Consider the following 20,376-nt stretch of genomic DNA (forward strand, 5'->3'; position numbering starts at 1 on the left):
TGATAGTACTAAAGGATAGCTTTCCTATTTAAGAATTAGATAATCCTTAAAACCTTAAATTTCTAAGAATAATTTTATCGGTAAGCTACCAAATTAGATGAGTTTTTTATTCGATTGATAATTCGATTGTTTCATTAGAATAGTTTGAAAAGCTATCCATATTTCCCTTTTTTAAATCAACTTTCAACTTTAATCTTGGGTCGTTAATAGTATACTTATCAATCAACTCTTTTGAAATAATAATCCTTATTTCTGTTTTCTGATTTGGTTTTAAAACTTCTTTGCTATAATTTATATATGCAATTGCCTTGTTCATTTTAATATCATAAATATGGAAGTCTTTCTTACCAGTATTCTTTAAAACAAAAACATAGGGCTTTGATACGTCTTTTTTTAGTTTTTTATATTTTAATTTATTTTCTGATATTTCAAAACTTATTTCTTTTGTAGGCGCTTCATATTTAATTCCTATTTGAATTTTATTACCATTACTAGAATTAATAGGAAATGATGCGTAATTTCTATTTTCAGCTTGTTCTGCAATTAGTGTTATTTTTAAGTCTCTTGTTTCTCCAACTTTTACAGGTGCATTTCCCCAATCAAATTTTAAGGCTGGACTGTTTAATAAAGTTGGCTTTTCAAACGTAATTTCTTTATTTGAGTTGTTTTTAATACGAATCACTTTGGTTAAGTCTTCTTTTCCATCTGTTTTTCCAAAGTCAACTAGTAAATCTCCAATATTATTTTCTTGGTCGATTGCAAGATCATTCATATTGAGTATTTGCAATCCATATTTCGTTTTAAATTCTGTTGCAAATTTTTCAATTTCGTTAGCACTTGTATCATTTTTTCCTTTATTTTCAATCTCTTCAATAATGTAAGAATTTAGATTTTCAGACCATTGCATTAAGCCTAAACTCATTTGGTCTAATAATAGGGGTTGTTTTTGGGTAATCAATTTCCCTGTTTTTGAATTGAAAAAAGTTATAAGACTATCAATTTCAGATTCTGTGTAATTTTGAGAATAAATGGGTATTACTATTAACTTAAACTCATCAATAGATTTTTTACTAACCTTATTTTTTAAGGCTGTCCAATAATTGTCATGAATTACTAAGTTGCTTTTTTTTTGAAACTTAATTGTTTGAGTAATTTGTTTCTCGATAGTACTAATAGTTCCATCGCGCTCTATTAGTTGTTCTATTTTCTCTTCAATGGTTTGTGCATTTCCTTGAATCGATAGGAATGTTAATATTACCAAGTATATTGTTTTTACCATGGGTTTTGCTTAAATATTATTAATGTTAAATTATTAGTGTAGCATTCATGTAAATCTAGTAAAAAGTTAATAAGTATAAAATTACTTTGATGCTTTTGTAGCAACGCTTTAAAATATAAGGAATTTCCATTTGTACCCATTTGTTGTTGAGTTCTTTATTTATTGATATAGGTTATATTAATGTTACTTTTCACTTTTAATTCGCAACTTGTTACAGCAGGAAATTTTGTATCATTAATAAAATTATAAAGTTTTTTTTCAAAATAATCTCTAAATTTTTCATTTTCCGGATTTTGAAATTTAACTTTCACTTCTAAATTGGATATTCTTCCAGATTTATCTAGGGTGAATTTAGCAGAATTGTATGAAAAATATTTTTCGACTTTGTAAAAATAATCTTTAGGATATTCAAACGAAGCAATGAATTTATGTTCTAAATGATCTAAAAATTGCTGAAAACTTTCTTCTCCATTTTCTGCATAATTTAAATCGCATTCGGACACTTCATATATCCTATTTGGATGTGTTTTAACGTAATCTGTTTCCACAAGATTACATAAAGAATCAATATAATTAATCCCATATTTTTTCTTTATATGATCATGCATTATGCTTTGGTAGCAGTATTTTTCAAATCCAATTATTCGTAAACAACTTGCATCTGAAGGTAAAAAAACTGTATCTAAAATGATATTGTTTTTTGCTAACAACTTCTCCATGAGTTTTAGATGATGATCATAGCTATTATTGAAATTTTTACGGTAATAGATGGAGTAGAGGTTGTGTAGTGATAACTTCCCTTTTTTTATATCCTCTTTAGCTCTTTTCTTCTTGTTAATGCAAGAGGTATCAATAATTATCATCTTTTTGCCGTTATGTTTATAATAATCTTCTTTACTGTATATTTTGATAGCAGACTCTTCCTCTTTTCTATTTTCTTTCTTTTTAGTACATGAGAAAATCAATATAGAACACAAAATAAGGAGTATATGTTTCATGAGTTTTGAAAATTAATTGACGGATATTAAGGCTTATATTGATGCGATTTACAGTTTTTTGTGGGGACTGTTTTTGTTGATTTAATTAAAAATTTCAATTTAAAGATGACTTTGCAATAATTTTATATTTTAAATATAGGAAAAAATGTTAGAAGTTATTCAAAGTATTTTATTTGTAGCGTATTTGGATTCGTATTTTTCTCGTTTAACTTACAGTCTATCTTATGATTATTATTAATTCTATACGTTTTGTTTATTTTTATCATGAGGGTTGAGAATTATGAATTCTAAACTGTGATTATTTTTTCAATTTAAATATTATTACCACAATTTTGTGATAAACTTTTTTTAAAATAAAAAACAATCACAAAAACGTGATAGTATAAAAATTCACAAAAAAAGAATCACAGGATTTAAAATATTTTTGATCTTAAAAAAGTATAGTCCGTTATTTAATCGGTTAACTTTCTCATAACCCATTCTAATGGTCCATTTTTTTTATGTTTTAACCATGTAACAGCAAAAAGTATACAAAGTAAGCTAAAACATAATGCATAAACCACTGAGAACTCAATAGTATAATTACCCATTTTGGATGGGTTTATGAAATCAACAATTCCCATTCCAATGATCACATGTGCAACATAAAAAGTTAATGCTAGTTGTCCAGTTTTATTTAAAGCGTTAATTAGGATATGGTTTTCAAAACGTTTGGCAATAATAATACATGCAGAAATTAAGGAAAAGGCAAGTGCAATACCATTGAACATATAAATTGGTAATGGAGGCATTGGATTTGTTCCAAGTATAGCGGTTAGCTCGGTATACGCTATTTTACTTCCTTCGGATAAAAACAATATGAATAAGTGTGATGAAATTTGTATGGCAATTAATGCTGATAAACTATACCAGAATATTTTTTTTACGATTTTTACGTCATTTAAATTTTGTTTCCCAAACCAATAACCAAATAATATAAATGCAACCCAAGGAATTACAGGATGGAAACCATTAAATAAAAGATTTTTTAAAAAAGCTTTTATCGACCAGAAGTTCAAATATTCTAAAGAATTGAAGTCCCAATCAATTTCATAATTCAAAAGCAACATTAATAAAGGAAAAAAAAGAATTATTAGTACTCCATAAATTAGAATAGTTTTTTCCTTACTTGTTGAAAGCAAAAGAGTAATTAGCATATATACTCCATAAAAATGTAAAATATCAGCTGGCCATATTGTTATATATGAAATTCCAACAACGAATAGGAATAGAGCTCTTTTTGCGACCCTATTTCGTACAGATTTGAGTTTCACTTTATCCTTGTTTTTAATAGCAGTGTTTGTCATTAATGCAAGTCCAATACCTGCTAAAACTACAAAAGTTGCTGCTGCTTTGCCATCCAAAATGTTCGAAAAAGTTTTTAGCCAATTTTGTCCGTTTTCACCAAAAACAACTTTGAAATTCACAATTATCATTCCAATAACAGCTAAAGCTCGAGCTACATCTAATCCTACTATTCTATTGTTCATTCTCTTTCTTATCTATAATGTTTAGAAAGTTTAAAAACCATAATAGCCAAAGTAAATTCAGATAACTAAAATTATTACCTATTCTCATGTTATAAAAATTAGGTAGTCCTATTATTCCTAGAAAATCAGAGTACCATTTATTAAAAAAATTATATTTCATCATTAGTAATTAAAATGTTTTCAAAATTATTATTAATTTAATTTTGAAATTTGTCATTTTCAGACAATTTTACTTTATAGGAATATATATATCTGTAATAAATTTCTTTTTATTTTCTTCGTTTGAATAAATTTCTAAAATTGGTTTGTCTATTAATTCTTGATTAATGGTAGTCATCCAATTTGCAAATATTTTAGTGTAAGTTTCAAATGAACTTTCGTGGCTTCCAATATGTTTAAATTTGGCATATTTTTGCTGATTAATCATTTTTACGTTATATAGACCAGTTTGAGGAAATACTTCAAATTCAGGAATGGTTATAGCGGCATTGTATCTACAATTATTAGTATCGGTTATCTCGTTATCGTCTACTATTTCTGCTAAAAAAAGAGTAGTATCATTTAATAAAATATTTTTTTCTGCATAAGTCAATAATTTGTTCCAGACAGTATCTATTTTTTTTATGTCTTTATAATCGCCTTTGTAGGGTAAATACAAAATTTTATACTTTGGAAGTATTACAATCTCATAATCAATTTCTTGGTTTGATAACGTAAAATTGTGATTATCTAAATAAGTAAAAGGGATATCCACTTTAATAACTTTTTTTCTATACTTTAATGGAGAAATTTCGAATCTACTTTTAAATGCTTTACTAAATACTGCTAAGTCATTAAAACCAACAATTGAAGCAACATCTGCAATTGTAGAGTTGGTGAACTTTATATATTCTGCTGATTTTTCAATTCTAATTCGCTTTATATATTGTCCTATTGATTCTTGATGTATTGCTTGAAAAATTCGATTAATATTTCGATAGGAGTAGAAACAAATATTTTCAATTTCTTTTGCAGTTATTTCTCTTTTAAAATTATCATGAATAAAATCAATTAGCGTTTTGTATCTATCTATTTGAGTTTTATTTTTCACAATTAAATAATCTTAAAAAGGTTAATTAAGAAATAATATAATGTATTTTTTAAATATTTTTCAGACTAGCTGATGGTGTTAATAAATAATTTAAAAAAGGTTTTAAAAATCGCCATAAAAAAGTCACAATAATTAATCCGATAACTATATAAAAAACTATTTCTCCAAATTCCATTTATACGTTTTTTTAGTTGCTAATCCCATATTTGTGGTCGTTCAATTCCAATAGTTCTTAAGTAACTTAAAATTTGTCCTGTATGAACCGATTCATGATATGCAATACGATTTAAATAATCTCCGAGTTTTTTAGACTGTCCAACTTCTTTTCTTTCAATTCTTACGTTTTCTAGATCTGATTCGTTTAGATTACTTATCATATCTAAGAATGCTGTTCGATATTTTTCAGAAAATTCTAGTTCATTTTTTAAATCTGAATATTTAAGCGCTTTCCAAGGTGATGAGTAATTACCTAAATTACCTCTATTCTCAATTATTTTATGAAATAGATGCTCACCTTCTAAAACGTGTCTAATCATTTCAATAATTGTAAAAGCATTTTCATCGGGTTTCCAATTAAGGTACTCATTTGGAATTCCACTCCATAAATTGATACTTCGTCTTCTAATTTCTGAAAAATTTAATAAGATAATTTCGTTTGAATTCATTGTCTTTAGAAGATTGTATTATAAAATACCTCTAGCTTTAATTTCAAGGTATTTATTGATGGTGTCGAGTGTAAGGTTTTCGGGTTGTGTAAGTACCGAATAAATACCGTATTTACGAAGTTCGTTTACAATTAATCGTTTTTCGAATGCAAATTTTTCAGCAATAACTTTGTCATATATTTCTTGTACGGTTTCAGCTTTCTTATTTATTAGATCATTCAATTCGGTATTGTTAAAGAAAACAATAACTAATAAATGGTTTTTTGCAATTCCTTTTAAATAGGGTAGTTGTCTGTGTAGGCCGTCAAGAGTTTCGAAGTTGGTGTAGAGCATGATCAAACTTCTTTGGTTAACGTGTTTTTTGATGTCTACATACAATCGACTGAAATCACTTTCAAAATAGTCGGTTTTTATGTTGTATAAACTCTCCATGATTTGTTGCATCTGACTCTGTCTTTTTTCTGCAACAACACGATTTTCTACTTTTTTTGAAAAAGTAAACATTCCTGCTTTGTCTTGTTTCTTAATAATTACATTAGACAAAACTAGGGTAGCATTTATAGCATAATCAAGTAAACTTAAACCGTTAAATGGCATTTTCATAACACGACCTTTGTCAATTGCCATATAAACGTTTTGCGATTTTTCATCTTGAAATTGGTTCACCATTAATTGGTTGCGCTTAGCAGTGGCTTTCCAGTTAATCGTACGAATATCATCGCCTTGCACATACTCTTTAATCTGTTCAAACTCCATGGTGTGTCCAATTCTCCTTATTTTCTTTAATCCATATTGGAATAAGTTATTTGAAAAAGCCATTAAATCATACTTGCGTAATTGAATGTAAGAAGGATAGGTGGGCACCATTTGATCTTTATTGAACGTGTATCTTTTGGCAATTAAACGTAAAGGTGAAACAGCGTAAAAATTAAGGCTACCAAAAGAATATTCACCACGTTCTGTTGGGCGAAGAAAGTATTGGTATTCGTCGTTTGACGAGGCTTTTACTTTTCGTTTTACTTCAAAATTTCGTTCTTGAAATTGAAATGGAATTTCATCTATAATTTTAGCTACTATCGGAAAAGTATATTTGTTTTTTATCTTAATTATAATAGGATTTTCATCTCCATTAGATAATTTTTCGGGGGTAATTCTGCTTGCTTCTATTTTGTTTCCAAACCCAAATAATAATAAGACATCTATGGCTGTAAAGACTAATAATACATACAACAAATACCATGTTGCGTTATAGAACATGGGAAAAAAATAAGCAACAACGAATAGGAATATGATTCCCATTAGGCAATAAAAAAAGAAATTATTGAGAAAGAGTTGTTTTATAAATTGCTTCATTCTTGTATTTGTTAGCTAACAATATTTTTATTCTTTTTGTTTACCAAAAAGTGTTTTCTAATTTTTATCTTGGAATCTCTACAGAATCGATAATCTGTTTGATAATTTCTGTACTTGTAATACCTTCCATTTCGCGCTCTGGTGTAACAACAACTCTATGTTGTAATACAGGAATAGCAGCTTCTTTAATGTCATCTGGCGTAACAAAGTCACGATTCTTTAGTGCTGCAAAACCTTTAGAAGCATTTAAAATAGCAATAGATGCTCTTGGTGAAGCTCCTAAATATAAAAACGGATTTTCACGTGTGTTTAAAACTATTTTAGCAATGTATTCTACTAAATTTGGCTCAATTAGAACTTGTTTTACCAATGCTTGAAATTCTAGAATATTACTTTTTGTAATTACTTGTGCAATGGTTGCCAATTTATCATTGTTTTGTAGCTCATTTTCTTTTTGAAGTATAGCAATTTCTTCTGATAAATTTGGATAATCGATGTTTATTTTGAATAAGAAACGGTCTAACTGTGCTTCTGGAAGACGATAAGTTCCTTCTTGTTCAATTGGGTTTTGTGTAGCAATAACAAGAAAAGGTAAATCTAACTTATAAGTATGTCCGTCAGCAGTAATTTGACGTTCTTCCATTACTTCAAACAAAGCAGCTTGTGTTTTTGCTGGAGCACGGTTAATTTCGTCAATTAAAACAAAATTAGAAAATATTGGTCCTTTTTTAAATTCGAAACTCGATTTAGATAAATCAAACACAGAAGTTCCTATAATATCAGATGGCATTAAATCGGGTGTAAACTGAATACGACTAAAATCTAAACTTAAGGTTCTTGATAGTAGTTTTGCAGTAATTGTTTTTGCAACTCCCGGAACACCTTCTAAAAGTACGTGTCCGTTTGAAAGAATTGCAACAAGTAGTTGATCTATCATTCTAGATTGTCCAACAATTACTTTTGAAATTTCTGTTCTTATATTATTTACACTTTCTTGAAGCGGTGTTAAATTTAATCTAGATTGAAAATTTACATTTTCGTTTGTATTTTCAAACGTGTTTGTGTTTAATTCTTCGTTGTTTTTGAAATTATTTTCCATATTTTGTTTTTTTTATTGAACGCAGGCAATGCTGGTTTATATTTTATATCTAAAGTAATAAGTACTATATATTTAATTTTTCGATTGCATTATTGAACTCAACTAAATCTTTATCAGAACTATTGGTTTGGTTGCGATATTTTTTGATGAGTCGGATAATGTTTTCTATATCGGTTTTATTTTTACCTGTTTTCTGATGCAGTCGATTGATAAAACTTTCATTTAAATCGAAAGTATCCATTAAGTACTCATTTCTGATTCTTTCAAGGAGAAACTTAATTTTTTTATCAATAATATCTTGGTGGTTTCCTTCTTGATAGTACAGATTTCCAATTGTTTTTGTAAAATCGATAGTAGTATTTTTTAAAGGTTCTATTATAGGAATTACACGTTGTTTTCTTTTGGCATTAAAAAACATGAAAACAAATATACTGATGATTGCTATTTTCCAAGCCCAATTTAATGCGGGTTGACTAAATATATAATCCATTGGATGATCTACGCTGTTGCGTGTTTCTTCTAAATACCAATATACTTTGTCTGTGTTAATATGCGACAATACTTGTTCTGCATATTTGTAGTTTTCTTTATCGAGCAAATAATAATTAGTGAATATTGCTGGTTGCGTATGAAAGTAAAACATTCCATTTTTATATGGAATTCGCACAAAGTTAGGATAAGAATCTTTATTGGTGTTTTTTTGATAGCCTAGGACAGTAGTTTTTGTACTATCGAAATCTTTAATATAAACATCATTAATCCCTTTTAGGTAATTATAACTTTCTTTGTCTTTTATGGAGAACTGAAGTGTATCTGAAAAATTACTAGTATAACCGTAATCAAAGTTCAATGAGTCTTTCAAAATTTCTGGAAAGCTACTTGCGCTAATAAAAATTGAATTTCCGTGAGAAGCAAAATACAAAAGTTCCTCTGTGGATTCATCATCAATCATGAAACCTTCATCAATAAACAACATAGAGCCTTTAATACTGTAACTACTATCGCTATAGGAATATTTATAATCTAGAAACTCATAGGGTGTGTTTCCAAACTTTTCAACTTCCTTATTTTTAAAGAAACCATCTATTTCTTGATTTAAAACATAAAGTCCGTATGGGATTTTATCTTTTATACTATAGGTTGGTGTCCAATCTATAGGTTTTGGTCTGTTAGCATCTATAGTTATTATTCCAACGAGAATAAGAACTAAAATAAAGATGTATATTTTTATACTTTTTGGCATTCTATTTATCTTGTATTGCTTTTAAAAAGGCTGCTTCTGCTTTTGAAAAATCTTTTTCATTAATATCAAATTCACCATACCAGCTATAGTCATAGATGTAAGAAAGGTATTGAAAGCTTTCTTTTAGCTGTGTAGATTTAATTTCATATAGATAATCGGAATTGGTTTTTTCAATGTCCCATTCGATTACTTCTTTATCTGTAAGCGATTTTAATAACCACAAATAATAATAACGAATGGTTAATCGATAATCATTCTCTTGTTTTGATTTTTTGATAATCTCTTTAAAATCTATAGAATGAATGTTTTCTTCAACCATTTCAGAAACGGTAATTTTCTTTTTGTTTTTACCAAAAATCCATTGTCCTTCTTTTTTGATAATTAGTCTAACAATCATATAAATTACAAAACCCACAATTCCGTAGGCTATAATTTTCATTATAATTTCTAAACCAGATATAGAACCATCAATATTACCAAGATCAAATAATCTAGAAATAAAATTGCCAACAGCTTTCCAAAAACGATCCCATGCAGACATTGTTTTCGTGTCTATTACAGTTTCATAAATGAAATCCTTGTCTTTGTATTTTTCTTGAAAATTAGGTTCGAAAGTTTTTGATTCTACTGTTAATACTTCTTTAGTGTAAGAAATAGTATCAGTTGAAGTAGTATAATTCTCGTAGTCTAACAAACTTATTGTATCAATAGCCATTTCAGATTGAGATAATCCGATAGAAGTTATTAAAAGAAAGAGAAATAATAGTTTATTCTTCATTTTGTCCAATTAAATCGATGTCACTTTTAATACTATGGCTTTCTTCTTCATCTTTAACACTGTAATAGATAACTCCTTGATTTACGAAAATTAAGTTTTGAAGTGTAAAACTAGATATAGTGTAAACAATCATAAGGATATTCATTGCAATCATAATTGCAGAGTAAGGTTCTGCGCTTTGAGATTCTGTATCAATAGATGCCATAAAGCCTGCAATAGTAATGATATAAGGAACAAATGAAAAAATACCTACAATCATTTGTACTATAATGTACATTATTACTGTTGAACCAATTATTGGCCAAAATTTCATTTTTAATAGGTTAAAACCATTTCCTAAAGATTGAAAATAACCATTTTCTGTTGTTATATAATCATAATAGCATAAAATCATCCAACTCATTAAAGCAGGACCAACGATTAAAAGTAAAGGTATTCCAATGATTATTATTGTTAAGAGAAACATTATTCCCATTAGGATGAAAATTAGCGGAATCATAACAACTAAAGAGGCTAAAAAAAAGATAATTGTTCTTCCAGCTTTTTCTTTCATTATTGCTATAATGCTTTCTGTAGTAATTGTTTTTTTCTCGGCTACTAATTTTAAATAAGCAATAGGGTAGGTATAGTTTATTAAACTAGCAAGCATGACTATTAAGAAAAGGAAAATTCCAAGACCAATAAAAATTCCTAAATTGCTATTTAGAAACAATGCCATTCCATCCGAATTATTTCTGTTTGCATTAGAAAACATTCCTTCAAAGAATATGCTTGTAAAGAAATATAGTGTGGCAACAAGAAGTAACAGAACAATTCCATTAATAATGAAATAATTCTTAAAATAACTTTTACCTTCAATTTTTAAAAAATCAAAAGTATCTCCAACAAATTCACTAAAACCCCTTTTTTTATATAATTGAAACATTTTTTGCTTTTAATTTTTTATTTACGATGAATGGATATATTAGATAATAAAAACTAATTATCCCTAAAGTAGTTAGTATTATTCCAACACTTAATACCTTAGGCATGTCTATAGAATATCGGGTAATAAATCCTTCTAGAAAACCTGCGATTAGCGTAAAAGGCATTGTGCTTAGGAAAATTTTAAACGTATTTTTAAAACCTATCTTAAAAGAGTTAAATCGTGAAAATGTTTTAGGAAATAATATACTTGCTCCTAAAGCAAAACCTGCTCCAGCTTCTATTACCATGGCAAAAATTTCCATAGAACCATGTATCCAAATTCCTCGAACACTTTCCCAAAAAACACCTTGTTGATAGAAAAATGTTTGAAAAGACCCAAGCATAATACAGTTTTGAAGAAGAACCCAAAAGGTTCCTATTCCTAAAAATATTCCAAACAAATAGGATAATGCTCCAACTTTTAAATTATTAAGAGTTATACCTACAAAGCTTCCCCAATTACTTCCACTTTTATAAACAGCTACAGGATTTCCATCTTTAATGTTTTCTAGCGTCATGTTTACATAATGATCGCCTAAAATTACTCTAACGAAAGAATCATCGTTTTTTGCAGAAACAACACCAATTGATGTTAAGAGGATAAAAATGATAAACGCATAAAAAATATAGCGTCTGTACTCATAAACAAGAAGAGGTACTTCGGTTTTAAAGAAATAAACCAAACGATTTGTGTCTTCTCTTTTTGTTTTGTAAATTTTTTGATAAGTCTGCGAAGCTAAATGATTTAAGTAAATAACAGTCTTACTTTTAGCGTAATATGTTTGTGCATATGCTAAATCATTTACCAAATGAATATATAAACTTGCTAATTCATCAGGATTTTTCTTAGATTTACCGAAAATTGCTTGCTCAAATTCAAGCCATTTTTCTTTATTTTGTTTTATAAATGCTACTTCTCTCATGAGGTGCTAAAATAGAAAATTATGTCACAATTAACTATAACTACTACACAAAATGTTTCAATAAATTTTACAGCAGCGTCTGTAGGAGAAAGAATGCTAGGATTGATCCTTGATTTGCTAGTCATGATAGCCTATTCTATAGTGGTTGCTTTTATAATAGACGCTTCAGGGTTAGATAGTTATATTTTGTCTTTAGATTTTTGGTCTCAAACTGCAATATATATAATTGTTTATTTACCAATTATCTTTTACACAATCGTTCAAGAAAGTATTTTTGAAGGACAAACTATTGGGAAAAGAATAATGAAGACTAAAGTGATAAAAATAGACGGTTATCAGGCGGGTTTTGGAGACTATTTAGTGCGATGGTTGTTTCGTTTAATAGAAATAATACCACCATTCGGTATTATTGGTTTGCTTGCTGTAATTTTTAGTGGTAAAAATCAAAGATTGGGAGATATGGTCTCAGGAACGGCAATAATTTCTTTGAAAAATAAGATAAATATTAATCATACTATTCTTCAAGAAGTAAACGATGACTATGTGCCTACTTATCCTTTGGTGATTAAATTATCTGATAATGATGTTCGAATTATTAAAGAAACTTTTGAAACTGCAGTTAAAAATAGAGACTATTCGACTTTAATAAAATTGAGAGAAAAAGTCATTTCTGTTACAGGAATAAAGAATCAATCAGGAAATGATCAGGATTTTATTAGAACATTACTAAAAGATTATAATTTTTACACACAGAATATGTAGTCAATTTTAAAGGGAATAGTAACTGAATGAAAATCAAAAAGAATATAATTGGAATTTGTGGTAGCGCAAGTCAAAACTCGAAAAATCTTTTTATACTAAGATATTTATCTGAATATGGTAATTCTGATTTTAATTTTGAAATTTTAGATGATTTAACTGTATTACCTCATTTTAAAACAGAATATACTGATGAGAATGTACCTTTAGAAGTTGTTGCTTTTAGGAATAAAATTGCAAATGCAGATGGAATTATTATTTGTACTCCAGAATATGTTTTCAGTATTCCTAGTGGTTTGAAAAATATGATAGAATGGTTCGTGTCAACAACTGTTTTTTCAGATAAACCAATAGGTTTAATAACTGCTTCATCAAGTGGTAATAAAGGACATGAAGAATTGAAGTTAATCATGAAAACTGTACAAACAAAATTCATAGGAGAAACAACACTTTTAATTAACGGAATAAAAGGAAAAGTGAATGAAAATGGAGAAATATCTGACGTAAATACTGAAAAAGAATTGAAAATATTCTATCAATCGTTTAAAGAACTAATAGAAAAATAGAGTGTTTTTCAAGATTTTACCTTGTCAAATATAAATACCCATTCAAAGGCTCTGGATAACTAGGATCGTTAAGGTAGAGTATATAAAAATAAGTTCCGTCTGGGGCATGTTTCGATCCAATTCCTTCTTCAATTTTACCTTTCCAATTGGGTTTGTTGTTGTCTCCTGTCCAAACAAGTTTTCCCCAGCGATTATAAATTTCAAGTTTAAAATCAACAAAAATATCTCTTAAACCATCAATAAAAAAAGAATCATTTAAGCCATCATTATTATCAGAAACAGCATTGTAAATAATTGGAGGACAATTTTCAGTTAACAAAGTGAATGATGTAATAGCAAAACAATCGTTATCTTCAATTCGTATAAAAATTTCTTTCGGAGTAGTTAATGCTTCATAATTTGAAGCATTAAAAATTGGATTAATTGCATTTATAGCATCATCATGACTTTCATAAAAAGTAGCCGAATGGGAAATATCTGTTTTTACTTCGTTTTCATATGCTGAAAAATCAAATATACCTCTAGTTAAACCTAAGTTACAACTCAAGACAGGGTTTAAATCATTAAAATCGGGTGCAACTAATAACTCAATATTTATTGTATTGGTATTGTTGTTTTCTGCTAATTCAGTTACAATTCCAGTGCCATCTCCAATGTCATCTACTACAGCTAAAACAGTGAAATTAAGAGGTGTTGTTGAAGGAACGGTAATAATTGCACTTCCTGTTTCGTTGCCACCAATTGGAATTATATTTTGCGTCTGAGAAGTACCCACTAAAATTCCGTTAACATAGAAAGCAATTGGGGTATTGGATTGTAAATCGTTTGTACTATTTATATTTGAGACTGTATAGGTAATTGGAACTTCTCTTGAATCGCAAGTCACGTTAAAATCATTAAGTACTATAGTCGCATCAGGGAGTTGACTATTTAGTTTTGTAACAATGGCATTAATCATTACATAATCTTGCCCAGAAGTAAGCTCTATAGTAGCACTTGTATCTCCAATCGCTATATTGTTTTGAATATTATAAATATCCAAATCCATATTGTAAAGTTCGTTGGAGTTTGTAACAGTATTAGTTCCATTAAAAGCATTATTTGCAGGGTTTAATGGCGGATTACTTAAAATAGTTCCATTAATCCTTAAGGTTTCATTTACAGCAAGTCCAGAATCGCCTTCCCAAGCTAAAAATCCAATTCGAGCATCTTGATTATCAATAACATTAAGAGCATCTAAATTTACAGTTAATAAATTCTGAACCTGCGAAACTACTTGCAAACCATCGTAAATATTTAATTGATTTAATGGTAATGCGTTATTTTGATAGACAACAATTATAGCCCAGCCCGCAAAATTGGTTCTGTTTTGGTAATGCAAATCAATAAAAGAAGTAACATCTAAATCAGAAACAGTATACGTTCCATTTCCAGTACTTTGTACAAAAGAAGTAATATCTGTAAATGCACTAAAAAAATTAAATTGTGTAAATAGAAGATTAGAGAAAGTTCGTTCCGCAGTAATATCTACACCATTCAATTTAATGTCGAAATCACCTGTTCCACAACCAGCCCAGTATAAATAAGCACGTTCAATAACATCACTAAAATCTAGAGTAAGATCTGCTGATGAACTTGTAAAGATTGAAGGACTTGGTTGAAAAGAGTTTTCTTGTGGGTTTAACGTATTTCCTACGAAAGTAAAATCATATCGTCCATTAATTTGGGTATACAATGATATATCTTGACCTATAGCAAGTAAAGGAAAAAAAATAATAAATAAGTAACCATAGAAAGTACTTTTTAGCTTCATTATAAAGAAGTTGTAGTCGGATTTGAGTACCAATATAATAATTTATTTAATAATAATTAATAGATAGGCAGTTGAAGAATTAAAAAATTAGTAATTTTCGGCATTAATTCTACTATTTTTGAAAAGATATCACGTAAAAAAATATACAAAAGAGTATTATAGGCTATGGAATGACTTTGTTGCTAATGCAAAAAACGCAACATTTCTGTTTCATAGAGATTTTATGGAATATCATAGTGATCGTTTTGAAGATTATTCCTTGTTAATTTTTGATGAGAAAGATAATTTAAAAGCAATTTTGCCTGCAAATAGAGTAGGAGATACAGTGTATTCTCATCAAGGTTTAACCTATGGAGGATTGGTTCTTTCATCAGAAACATTTTTATCGGAAGTGATATTTATGATGAGAGCATTATTATTGTTCACAAATGAGAAAGGAATTAATAAAATGAACTTAAAAATTTTACCTTCTATTTATTCTATTATTCCATCAGATGAAATGGAATATATCCTGTTTTTATTAGATGCTAATTTATTTAGAAGAGATAGTATTGCTGTGTTGGATTTAGAAAATAAATTAAAAATATCGAGGGTTAGAAAAAGAGGCATTAATAAAGGTAATGCTAATGGAATTGTGGTTAAAGAAACGGATTCTTTTGAATCTTTTTGGAATGAGATATTAATCCCCAATTTAAAATCAAGATATAATGTTCTTCCTGTTCATACCTTAGAAGAAATCACCTATTTAAAATCGAAGTTTCCTTTAAAGATAAGACAATTTAATGCTTATCATGAAGACAAAATAGTGGCTGGTGTAACTGTTTTTGAAAAAGGAAGGGTTGCTCATCCTCAATATATTTCTGGAAATAAAGAAATTAATAATACTTTAGGAAGTTTAGACTATTTGTATCATTTTTTGATTGAAAATATTTATGCAGAAAAGAAATATTTCGATTTTGGTATTTCTAACGAAAATGGTGGAATGAATTTAAACGAGAAATTGCATTATTGGAAAGAATCTTTTGGAGCAAGGACAGTTATTCAGAATTTTTATGAAGTTGAAACTAAGAATTTTGTTAAATTAAATGATGTGCTACTATGATAAAATTTCTTGATCTAAATAAATTAAATAAACAATTTGAAGCTGATTTTCAGTCGAAAATGAAACAATTTTTAGATAAAGGTTGGTATATACTTGGAGAAGAAGTAAAAACATTTGAATATGATTTTGCAGCATATTGTGGGACTAAATATTGTATTGGTGTAGGTAATGGTCTAGATGCTTTAGTCCTTATTTTTAAAGCCTATATGCAATTAGGAAAACTAAAAAAGGGAGATGAGGTTATTGTACCAGCTAATACCTATATTGCCAGTATTTTGGCTATTCTTCAAGCCGATTTAGTACCTGTTTTAGTAGAACCAAAAATAGAAACCTATAATTTGGATCCTGATTTAATTGAAGTCAATATATCTAGCAAAACGAAAGCAATTTTAGCGGTACACCTTTATGGTCAATTAGCAGATATGAATGCAATAAATCACATTGCAAAAAAACATAATTTATTAGTAATTGAAGATGCAGCACAGGCTCATGGAGCTATTTTAGATGTTGCAAATGATGAATTTGAGTTTAAAAAAGCAGGGAATTTAGCTAATGCTGCGGGTTTTAGTTTTTATCCTGGTAAAAACTTAGGAGCATTGGGTGATGCAGGTGCAATAACTACAAATGATGATGAACTAGCAGCAGTACTTTTTTCGATGCGTAACTATGGTTCTAAAGTTAAATATCATAATGAAATGATAGGAGTTAATTCTCGTTTAGATGAATTACAAGCCACCTTTTTAAATGTAAAATTGCCTTATTTAGATGAAGAAAATACGACTAGAAGAGCTATTGCGAAACGTTATTTAATTGAAATTAAAAATGATAAAATAATACTTCCATTTTGGAATGAATCAGATAATCATGTTTTTCACCTGTTTGTTATTCGAACAGAAAACAGAGAACAGCTAGCGAACTATTTAAAAGAAAACGGAATCGAGACGATGATCCATTATCCAATAGCACCACATCATCAAGAGGCTTTAAAAGACATGAAATCGATGTGTTTTTCAATTACTGAAAAAATACATGATGAGGTATTGAGTATTCCTTTGAATTCTGGTTTGACCAATGGAGAAGTGAATAAAATAGTAAAAGTAATAAATGAATATTAAATGTACATTACAAATAAAATAATTAAACGAATATTTATAAAGTTAAAGATTTATAAATATAAAATGTTGTCTTCTTGTATTAATGTTAAAGGTAATCCATTAACGCATCAGGCTATATTGTACAATGGAGAAGGAAAGATTTTTTTTGGTAATAATGTGAATATAGGTTTTGAAAAATCAAAAAATTTTTACTCTCATTACGCTTATTTTGAAGCACGCGGGAGTAATAGCGAAATTAGTATTGGGAGTAATGTTTATATAAATAATGCCTTTTCAGTAGAGAGTGTTTCAAAAATAATAATTGAAGATGATGTTTTGATTGGTGTTAATTGTTCAATTTTTGATAGCGATGGACACCATTTAGATGTTGACAAAAGACATGTAGGTATCCCAAACTCTAAGCCAATTAAGATTTGTAAAAATGTATTTATTGGTGACGATGTTACAATCTTAAAAGGAGTAACAATTGGAGAAAATTCAATTATTGGATGTAAATCATTAGTGAGTAAGAGTATACCTAAGAACTGTGTTTATGCAGGTAACCCAGTTAAATTCATAAGAGAAATAAATTAATGGATATTTTAATTAAATCGTTTAATAGACCATACTACTTGGATAGATGTTTATTTAGTATTCAAAAATTTGGCATTAATTTTACAGGTAGTATATATGTATTAGATGATGGAACACCGCAGAAATTTTTGGATAAAATAGTTTTAAAATATCCATATATAAAAATTGTTAAAACTGAGTTTTATGATAAAAAATCAAAATTAATTCAATCAAACTCAATAAAGGAAATTTTAGAGATACCTATTAAAACTTGGATTACTTGTGCAGGAAACACATCAGAATATTTTTTATTGATTGAAGATGATTTTTGGTTCATTAGATACTTCAATTTTGGATTTTTTAATGGAATAGTAAAAGATAATGATTTAGCAATTTTAAAATTAATTTGGTTAGGAAATAAAAAGGTTATTTCAGGAATTACTCAGAGAGAGGAAAAAAAATATTTAATATACAAACCTAATTTAGATAGTTTTAACCCTTTTTATTTTAAACTTTTCTTTTGTACAAATAGATTTAAAATTAGAAAAATATTTAAACAATTAAATGTGTTTTCTGATAAGAAATGTTTAAATTATTATTCGATTTATTCAGTTGCTGGTGCCGTCTTTAATAAAGAATACTTTGTTAATTTATGGAAAAATAATAATGGGAAAGTTGATGAAAAGCTACAAATTTATAACGCATTAAAATTTTTAGGAAAAAAAAATCATTTTAAATTTGCAAGAACAAATGTAGAATATTTCAAAACTGGATTTATTTCTTCTGCTACAAATAAAAAAGATAACAATATTCAGATTGACATGTTTCAGTTTAATAATGTTTTAAACGAATCTTGGTTAAAGGGAGAGTTTCTAACTACACAAGATTTGAAAAATGATATTTGTGAGGAAAAGATAATGAGAGTTTTAGAAAATCATAAAGAAGAAAATCATATAAAAGGAGAATTGTGGAAGAGTTGGGTTTTAAGTTTTAAAAATCAATTTAGAGCTATTGGTTGTAAAATTGATTAAAATGGGTGATAAAGAAGAAGGTTTTCATAAGTCAATTGTAAGGGCTACTGGAATATTTGGCTTTGTACAAGTCATTAAATTATTTGTAAAAGTAATTGTTGGGAAATTTACAGCTATTTTTTTAGGACCAGAAGGTGTTGGTCTTGTTGGTTTACTTACTAATTCGTTAGACTTAATAGGTTCTTTTACTGGGTTAGGTTTTAATATTACAGGTTCTAGAGCAATTGCAATAGCTGATTCTGACTCTGATGATGTAAAAGTTTCAGAAACTATTGTAGTCTTGAATAAATGGGCATTAATAATAGGAGTTTCTGGAGCAATTCTTTCTTCTGTTTTTTCTAAATGGTTAAGTGTTTTAACATTTGGAACAAGTGATTATTATTATTGGTTTATTTTTTTATCATTATATTTTGTTTTTTCAAGTTTTACAGCAGCATATGGTGCAATTCTGCAAGGGAAAAGATTATTGAAATATATTGCTTTATCTTCAATTATTAGTACTTTCATTATTGCATTAACAACTTTTTTACTGTATTATTTTTTTAGAAAAGAAGGAATAGTTATTGTCATAATTGTTACCTCTCTAATTACTGCAATAGTAAATTTTTATTTTGTAAATAAAATTAAAACTGCCAATGTTATTATTTCTTTTAAGGAAATAATAAAAAAAGGAATACCAATTATTAAGACTGGTTTTTTACTATCGATTAATGTTATTTTTGGAAGGATTTGTTTTTACATTATTAGGTTATTTCTTAATCAAGGTGGTGCGAGTGCAGAAATATTAGGTTTCTATGAAGTAAGTCTTGTAATTTTTGTTTCATATTTAGGTATTGTTTTTACCGCAATGAGCACGGATTATTTTCCTCAATTAACCTCTTTTAAAGATGATAAGTTAAAGTTTTTAAAATTAGTAAATCATCAAATAGAGATTAGTGTGTTAATAATTACACCATCGATATTATTTATTTATTTAACGGGACCCTATCTTTTAGAGTTTTTATATACTAAAGACTTTAAAGCGGTATATTTAATATTAAAATTAGGATTGTTAGCAATGCTTTTTAAAGCAATTATTTGGCCATTAGGTTTTATGATTTTAGCAAAAGGTGATAACAGACAGTATTTTAAACAAGAAATTGTTTCAGATTTTATGAATATAAGTTTTACAATATTTTTTTATAATTATTTTGGATTACTCGGAATTGGGATTGCGATGTTAATGAATTATGTACTATATGGTATATATATATATTATTATTTGAATAAAAAATATGATTTTGTTTTTTTTAAAGAGGCAAAAATCATGGTATCTGTCTCTTTTATTCTGTTGTTTATAGCGTCATTATTAGTGTTGTATTTTGATTTTTGTAATATTATTTTCTATTTAATTTTGATTCTTTTAATATCAGTTATTTACTCATTATCAATTTTAAATAGAATAATTGATTTAAAGAAAATATATGAAAATATAAAAAACAAGTTTAATAAATAATATTACATTTGTAGGATAAA

At 27.8% G+C, this 20,376-nt stretch carries 19 protein-coding genes; 7 read left to right on the forward strand and 12 right to left on the reverse strand.

From position 1 onward, the window contains the following. Nucleotides 1-106: 106 nt before the first annotated feature. From L2Z92_RS14085 to L2Z92_RS14135, 11 genes are all read right to left on the reverse strand, one after another. Nucleotides 107-1,279: a DUF2059 domain-containing protein gene (locus L2Z92_RS14085; RefSeq protein ID WP_236454740.1), complete on the reverse strand. Its 1,173-nt coding sequence runs from the start codon at nucleotides 1,277-1,279 to the stop codon at nucleotides 107-109. Nucleotides 1,280-1,434: 155 nt separating this feature from the next. Next, on the reverse strand, nucleotides 1,435-2,277 hold the full coding sequence (locus L2Z92_RS14090; RefSeq protein WP_236454743.1) for a hypothetical protein: 843 nt from the start codon (nucleotides 2,275-2,277) through the stop codon (nucleotides 1,435-1,437). A gap of 452 nt (nucleotides 2,278-2,729) precedes the next feature. Continuing rightward, nucleotides 2,730-3,806, reverse strand: coding sequence for a DUF418 domain-containing protein (locus tag L2Z92_RS14095; RefSeq protein WP_236454746.1), 1,077 nt, complete (start codon nucleotides 3,804-3,806; stop codon nucleotides 2,730-2,732). 229 nt (nucleotides 3,807-4,035) lie between these two features. Continuing rightward, nucleotides 4,036-4,896: an AraC family transcriptional regulator gene (locus tag L2Z92_RS14100; protein WP_236454749.1), complete on the reverse strand. Its 861-nt coding sequence runs from the start codon at nucleotides 4,894-4,896 to the stop codon at nucleotides 4,036-4,038. Nucleotides 4,897-5,090: 194 nt separating this feature from the next. Beyond that, entirely contained in the window at nucleotides 5,091-5,561 is a 471-nt protein-coding gene (locus L2Z92_RS14105; protein WP_236454752.1) for a DinB family protein, read from the reverse strand. Nucleotides 5,562-5,579: 18 nt separating this feature from the next. Further along, nucleotides 5,580-6,860, reverse strand: coding sequence for a DUF58 domain-containing protein (locus L2Z92_RS14110; RefSeq protein ID WP_265210521.1), 1,281 nt, complete (start codon nucleotides 6,858-6,860; stop codon nucleotides 5,580-5,582). Nucleotides 6,861-6,978: 118 nt separating this feature from the next. Beyond that, on the reverse strand, nucleotides 6,979-8,013 hold the full coding sequence (locus L2Z92_RS14115; protein WP_236454759.1) for an AAA family ATPase: 1,035 nt from the start codon (nucleotides 8,011-8,013) through the stop codon (nucleotides 6,979-6,981). A gap of 64 nt (nucleotides 8,014-8,077) precedes the next feature. Then, entirely contained in the window at nucleotides 8,078-9,256 is a 1,179-nt protein-coding gene (locus L2Z92_RS14120; RefSeq protein WP_236454762.1) for a DUF4350 domain-containing protein, read from the reverse strand. Nucleotide 9,257: 1 nt separating this feature from the next. Further along, on the reverse strand, nucleotides 9,258-10,034 hold the full coding sequence (locus L2Z92_RS14125; protein WP_236454765.1) for a DUF4129 domain-containing protein: 777 nt from the start codon (nucleotides 10,032-10,034) through the stop codon (nucleotides 9,258-9,260). After that, entirely contained in the window at nucleotides 10,024-10,959 is a 936-nt protein-coding gene (locus L2Z92_RS14130; RefSeq protein WP_236454767.1) for a hypothetical protein, read from the reverse strand. The genes L2Z92_RS14125 and L2Z92_RS14130 overlap by 11 nt, the downstream gene beginning before the upstream one ends. After that, on the reverse strand, nucleotides 10,943-11,923 hold the full coding sequence (locus L2Z92_RS14135) for a stage II sporulation protein M (protein ID WP_236454768.1): 981 nt from the start codon (nucleotides 11,921-11,923) through the stop codon (nucleotides 10,943-10,945). The genes L2Z92_RS14130 and L2Z92_RS14135 overlap by 17 nt, the downstream gene beginning before the upstream one ends. A 21-nt stretch (nucleotides 11,924-11,944) precedes the next feature. On the opposite strand from L2Z92_RS14135, the gene L2Z92_RS14140 reads away from it, so the two are divergent. Next, nucleotides 11,945-12,685: an RDD family protein gene (locus L2Z92_RS14140; protein WP_236454771.1), complete on the forward strand. Its 741-nt coding sequence runs from the start codon at nucleotides 11,945-11,947 to the stop codon at nucleotides 12,683-12,685. Between the two features lie 26 nt (nucleotides 12,686-12,711). Further along, the gene (locus L2Z92_RS14145; protein ID WP_236454773.1) at nucleotides 12,712-13,248 is read left to right on the forward strand and encodes an NADPH-dependent FMN reductase; all 537 of its coding nucleotides are present in this window, start codon (nucleotides 12,712-12,714) and stop codon (nucleotides 13,246-13,248) included. 16 nt (nucleotides 13,249-13,264) lie between these two features. Here the strand turns inward: L2Z92_RS14145 and L2Z92_RS14150 are convergent, their stop codons facing one another. Continuing rightward, nucleotides 13,265-15,061, reverse strand: a complete 1,797-nt coding sequence (locus L2Z92_RS14150) for a T9SS type B sorting domain-containing protein (RefSeq protein WP_236454775.1) — start codon at nucleotides 15,059-15,061, stop codon at nucleotides 13,265-13,267. 118 nt (nucleotides 15,062-15,179) lie between these two features. On the opposite strand from L2Z92_RS14150, the gene L2Z92_RS14155 reads away from it, so the two are divergent. Genes L2Z92_RS14155 through L2Z92_RS14175 form a run of 5 tightly spaced genes read left to right on the forward strand, consistent with a single transcriptional unit; the run spans nucleotide 15,180 to nucleotide 20,356 of the window. Next, nucleotides 15,180-16,163 (forward strand): GNAT family N-acetyltransferase, encoded by a 984-nt coding sequence (locus L2Z92_RS14155; RefSeq protein WP_236454777.1) that lies wholly within the window; start codon nucleotides 15,180-15,182, stop codon nucleotides 16,161-16,163. Next, entirely contained in the window at nucleotides 16,160-17,278 is a 1,119-nt protein-coding gene (locus L2Z92_RS14160) for a DegT/DnrJ/EryC1/StrS family aminotransferase (protein WP_236454779.1), read from the forward strand. The genes L2Z92_RS14155 and L2Z92_RS14160 overlap by 4 nt, the downstream gene beginning before the upstream one ends. Next, the gene (locus L2Z92_RS14165) at nucleotides 17,279-17,851 is read left to right on the forward strand and encodes an acyltransferase (RefSeq protein WP_236454781.1); all 573 of its coding nucleotides are present in this window, start codon (nucleotides 17,279-17,281) and stop codon (nucleotides 17,849-17,851) included. It begins immediately after the preceding gene. After that, nucleotides 17,851-18,861 (forward strand): hypothetical protein, encoded by a 1,011-nt coding sequence (locus L2Z92_RS14170; RefSeq protein ID WP_236454782.1) that lies wholly within the window; start codon nucleotides 17,851-17,853, stop codon nucleotides 18,859-18,861. The genes L2Z92_RS14165 and L2Z92_RS14170 overlap by 1 nt, the downstream gene beginning before the upstream one ends. Nucleotide 18,862: 1 nt before the next feature. Next, nucleotides 18,863-20,356 carry an oligosaccharide flippase family protein gene (locus L2Z92_RS14175; protein WP_236454785.1) on the forward strand — a complete coding sequence of 498 codons (1,494 nt, stop codon included), beginning with the start codon at nucleotides 18,863-18,865 and terminating at the stop codon, nucleotides 20,354-20,356. Nucleotides 20,357-20,376 lie beyond the last annotated feature (20 nt).

It is taken from the genome of Flavobacterium jumunjinense, from assembly GCF_021650975.2.
Classification (GTDB): domain Bacteria; phylum Bacteroidota; class Bacteroidia; order Flavobacteriales; family Flavobacteriaceae; genus Flavobacterium; species Flavobacterium jumunjinense.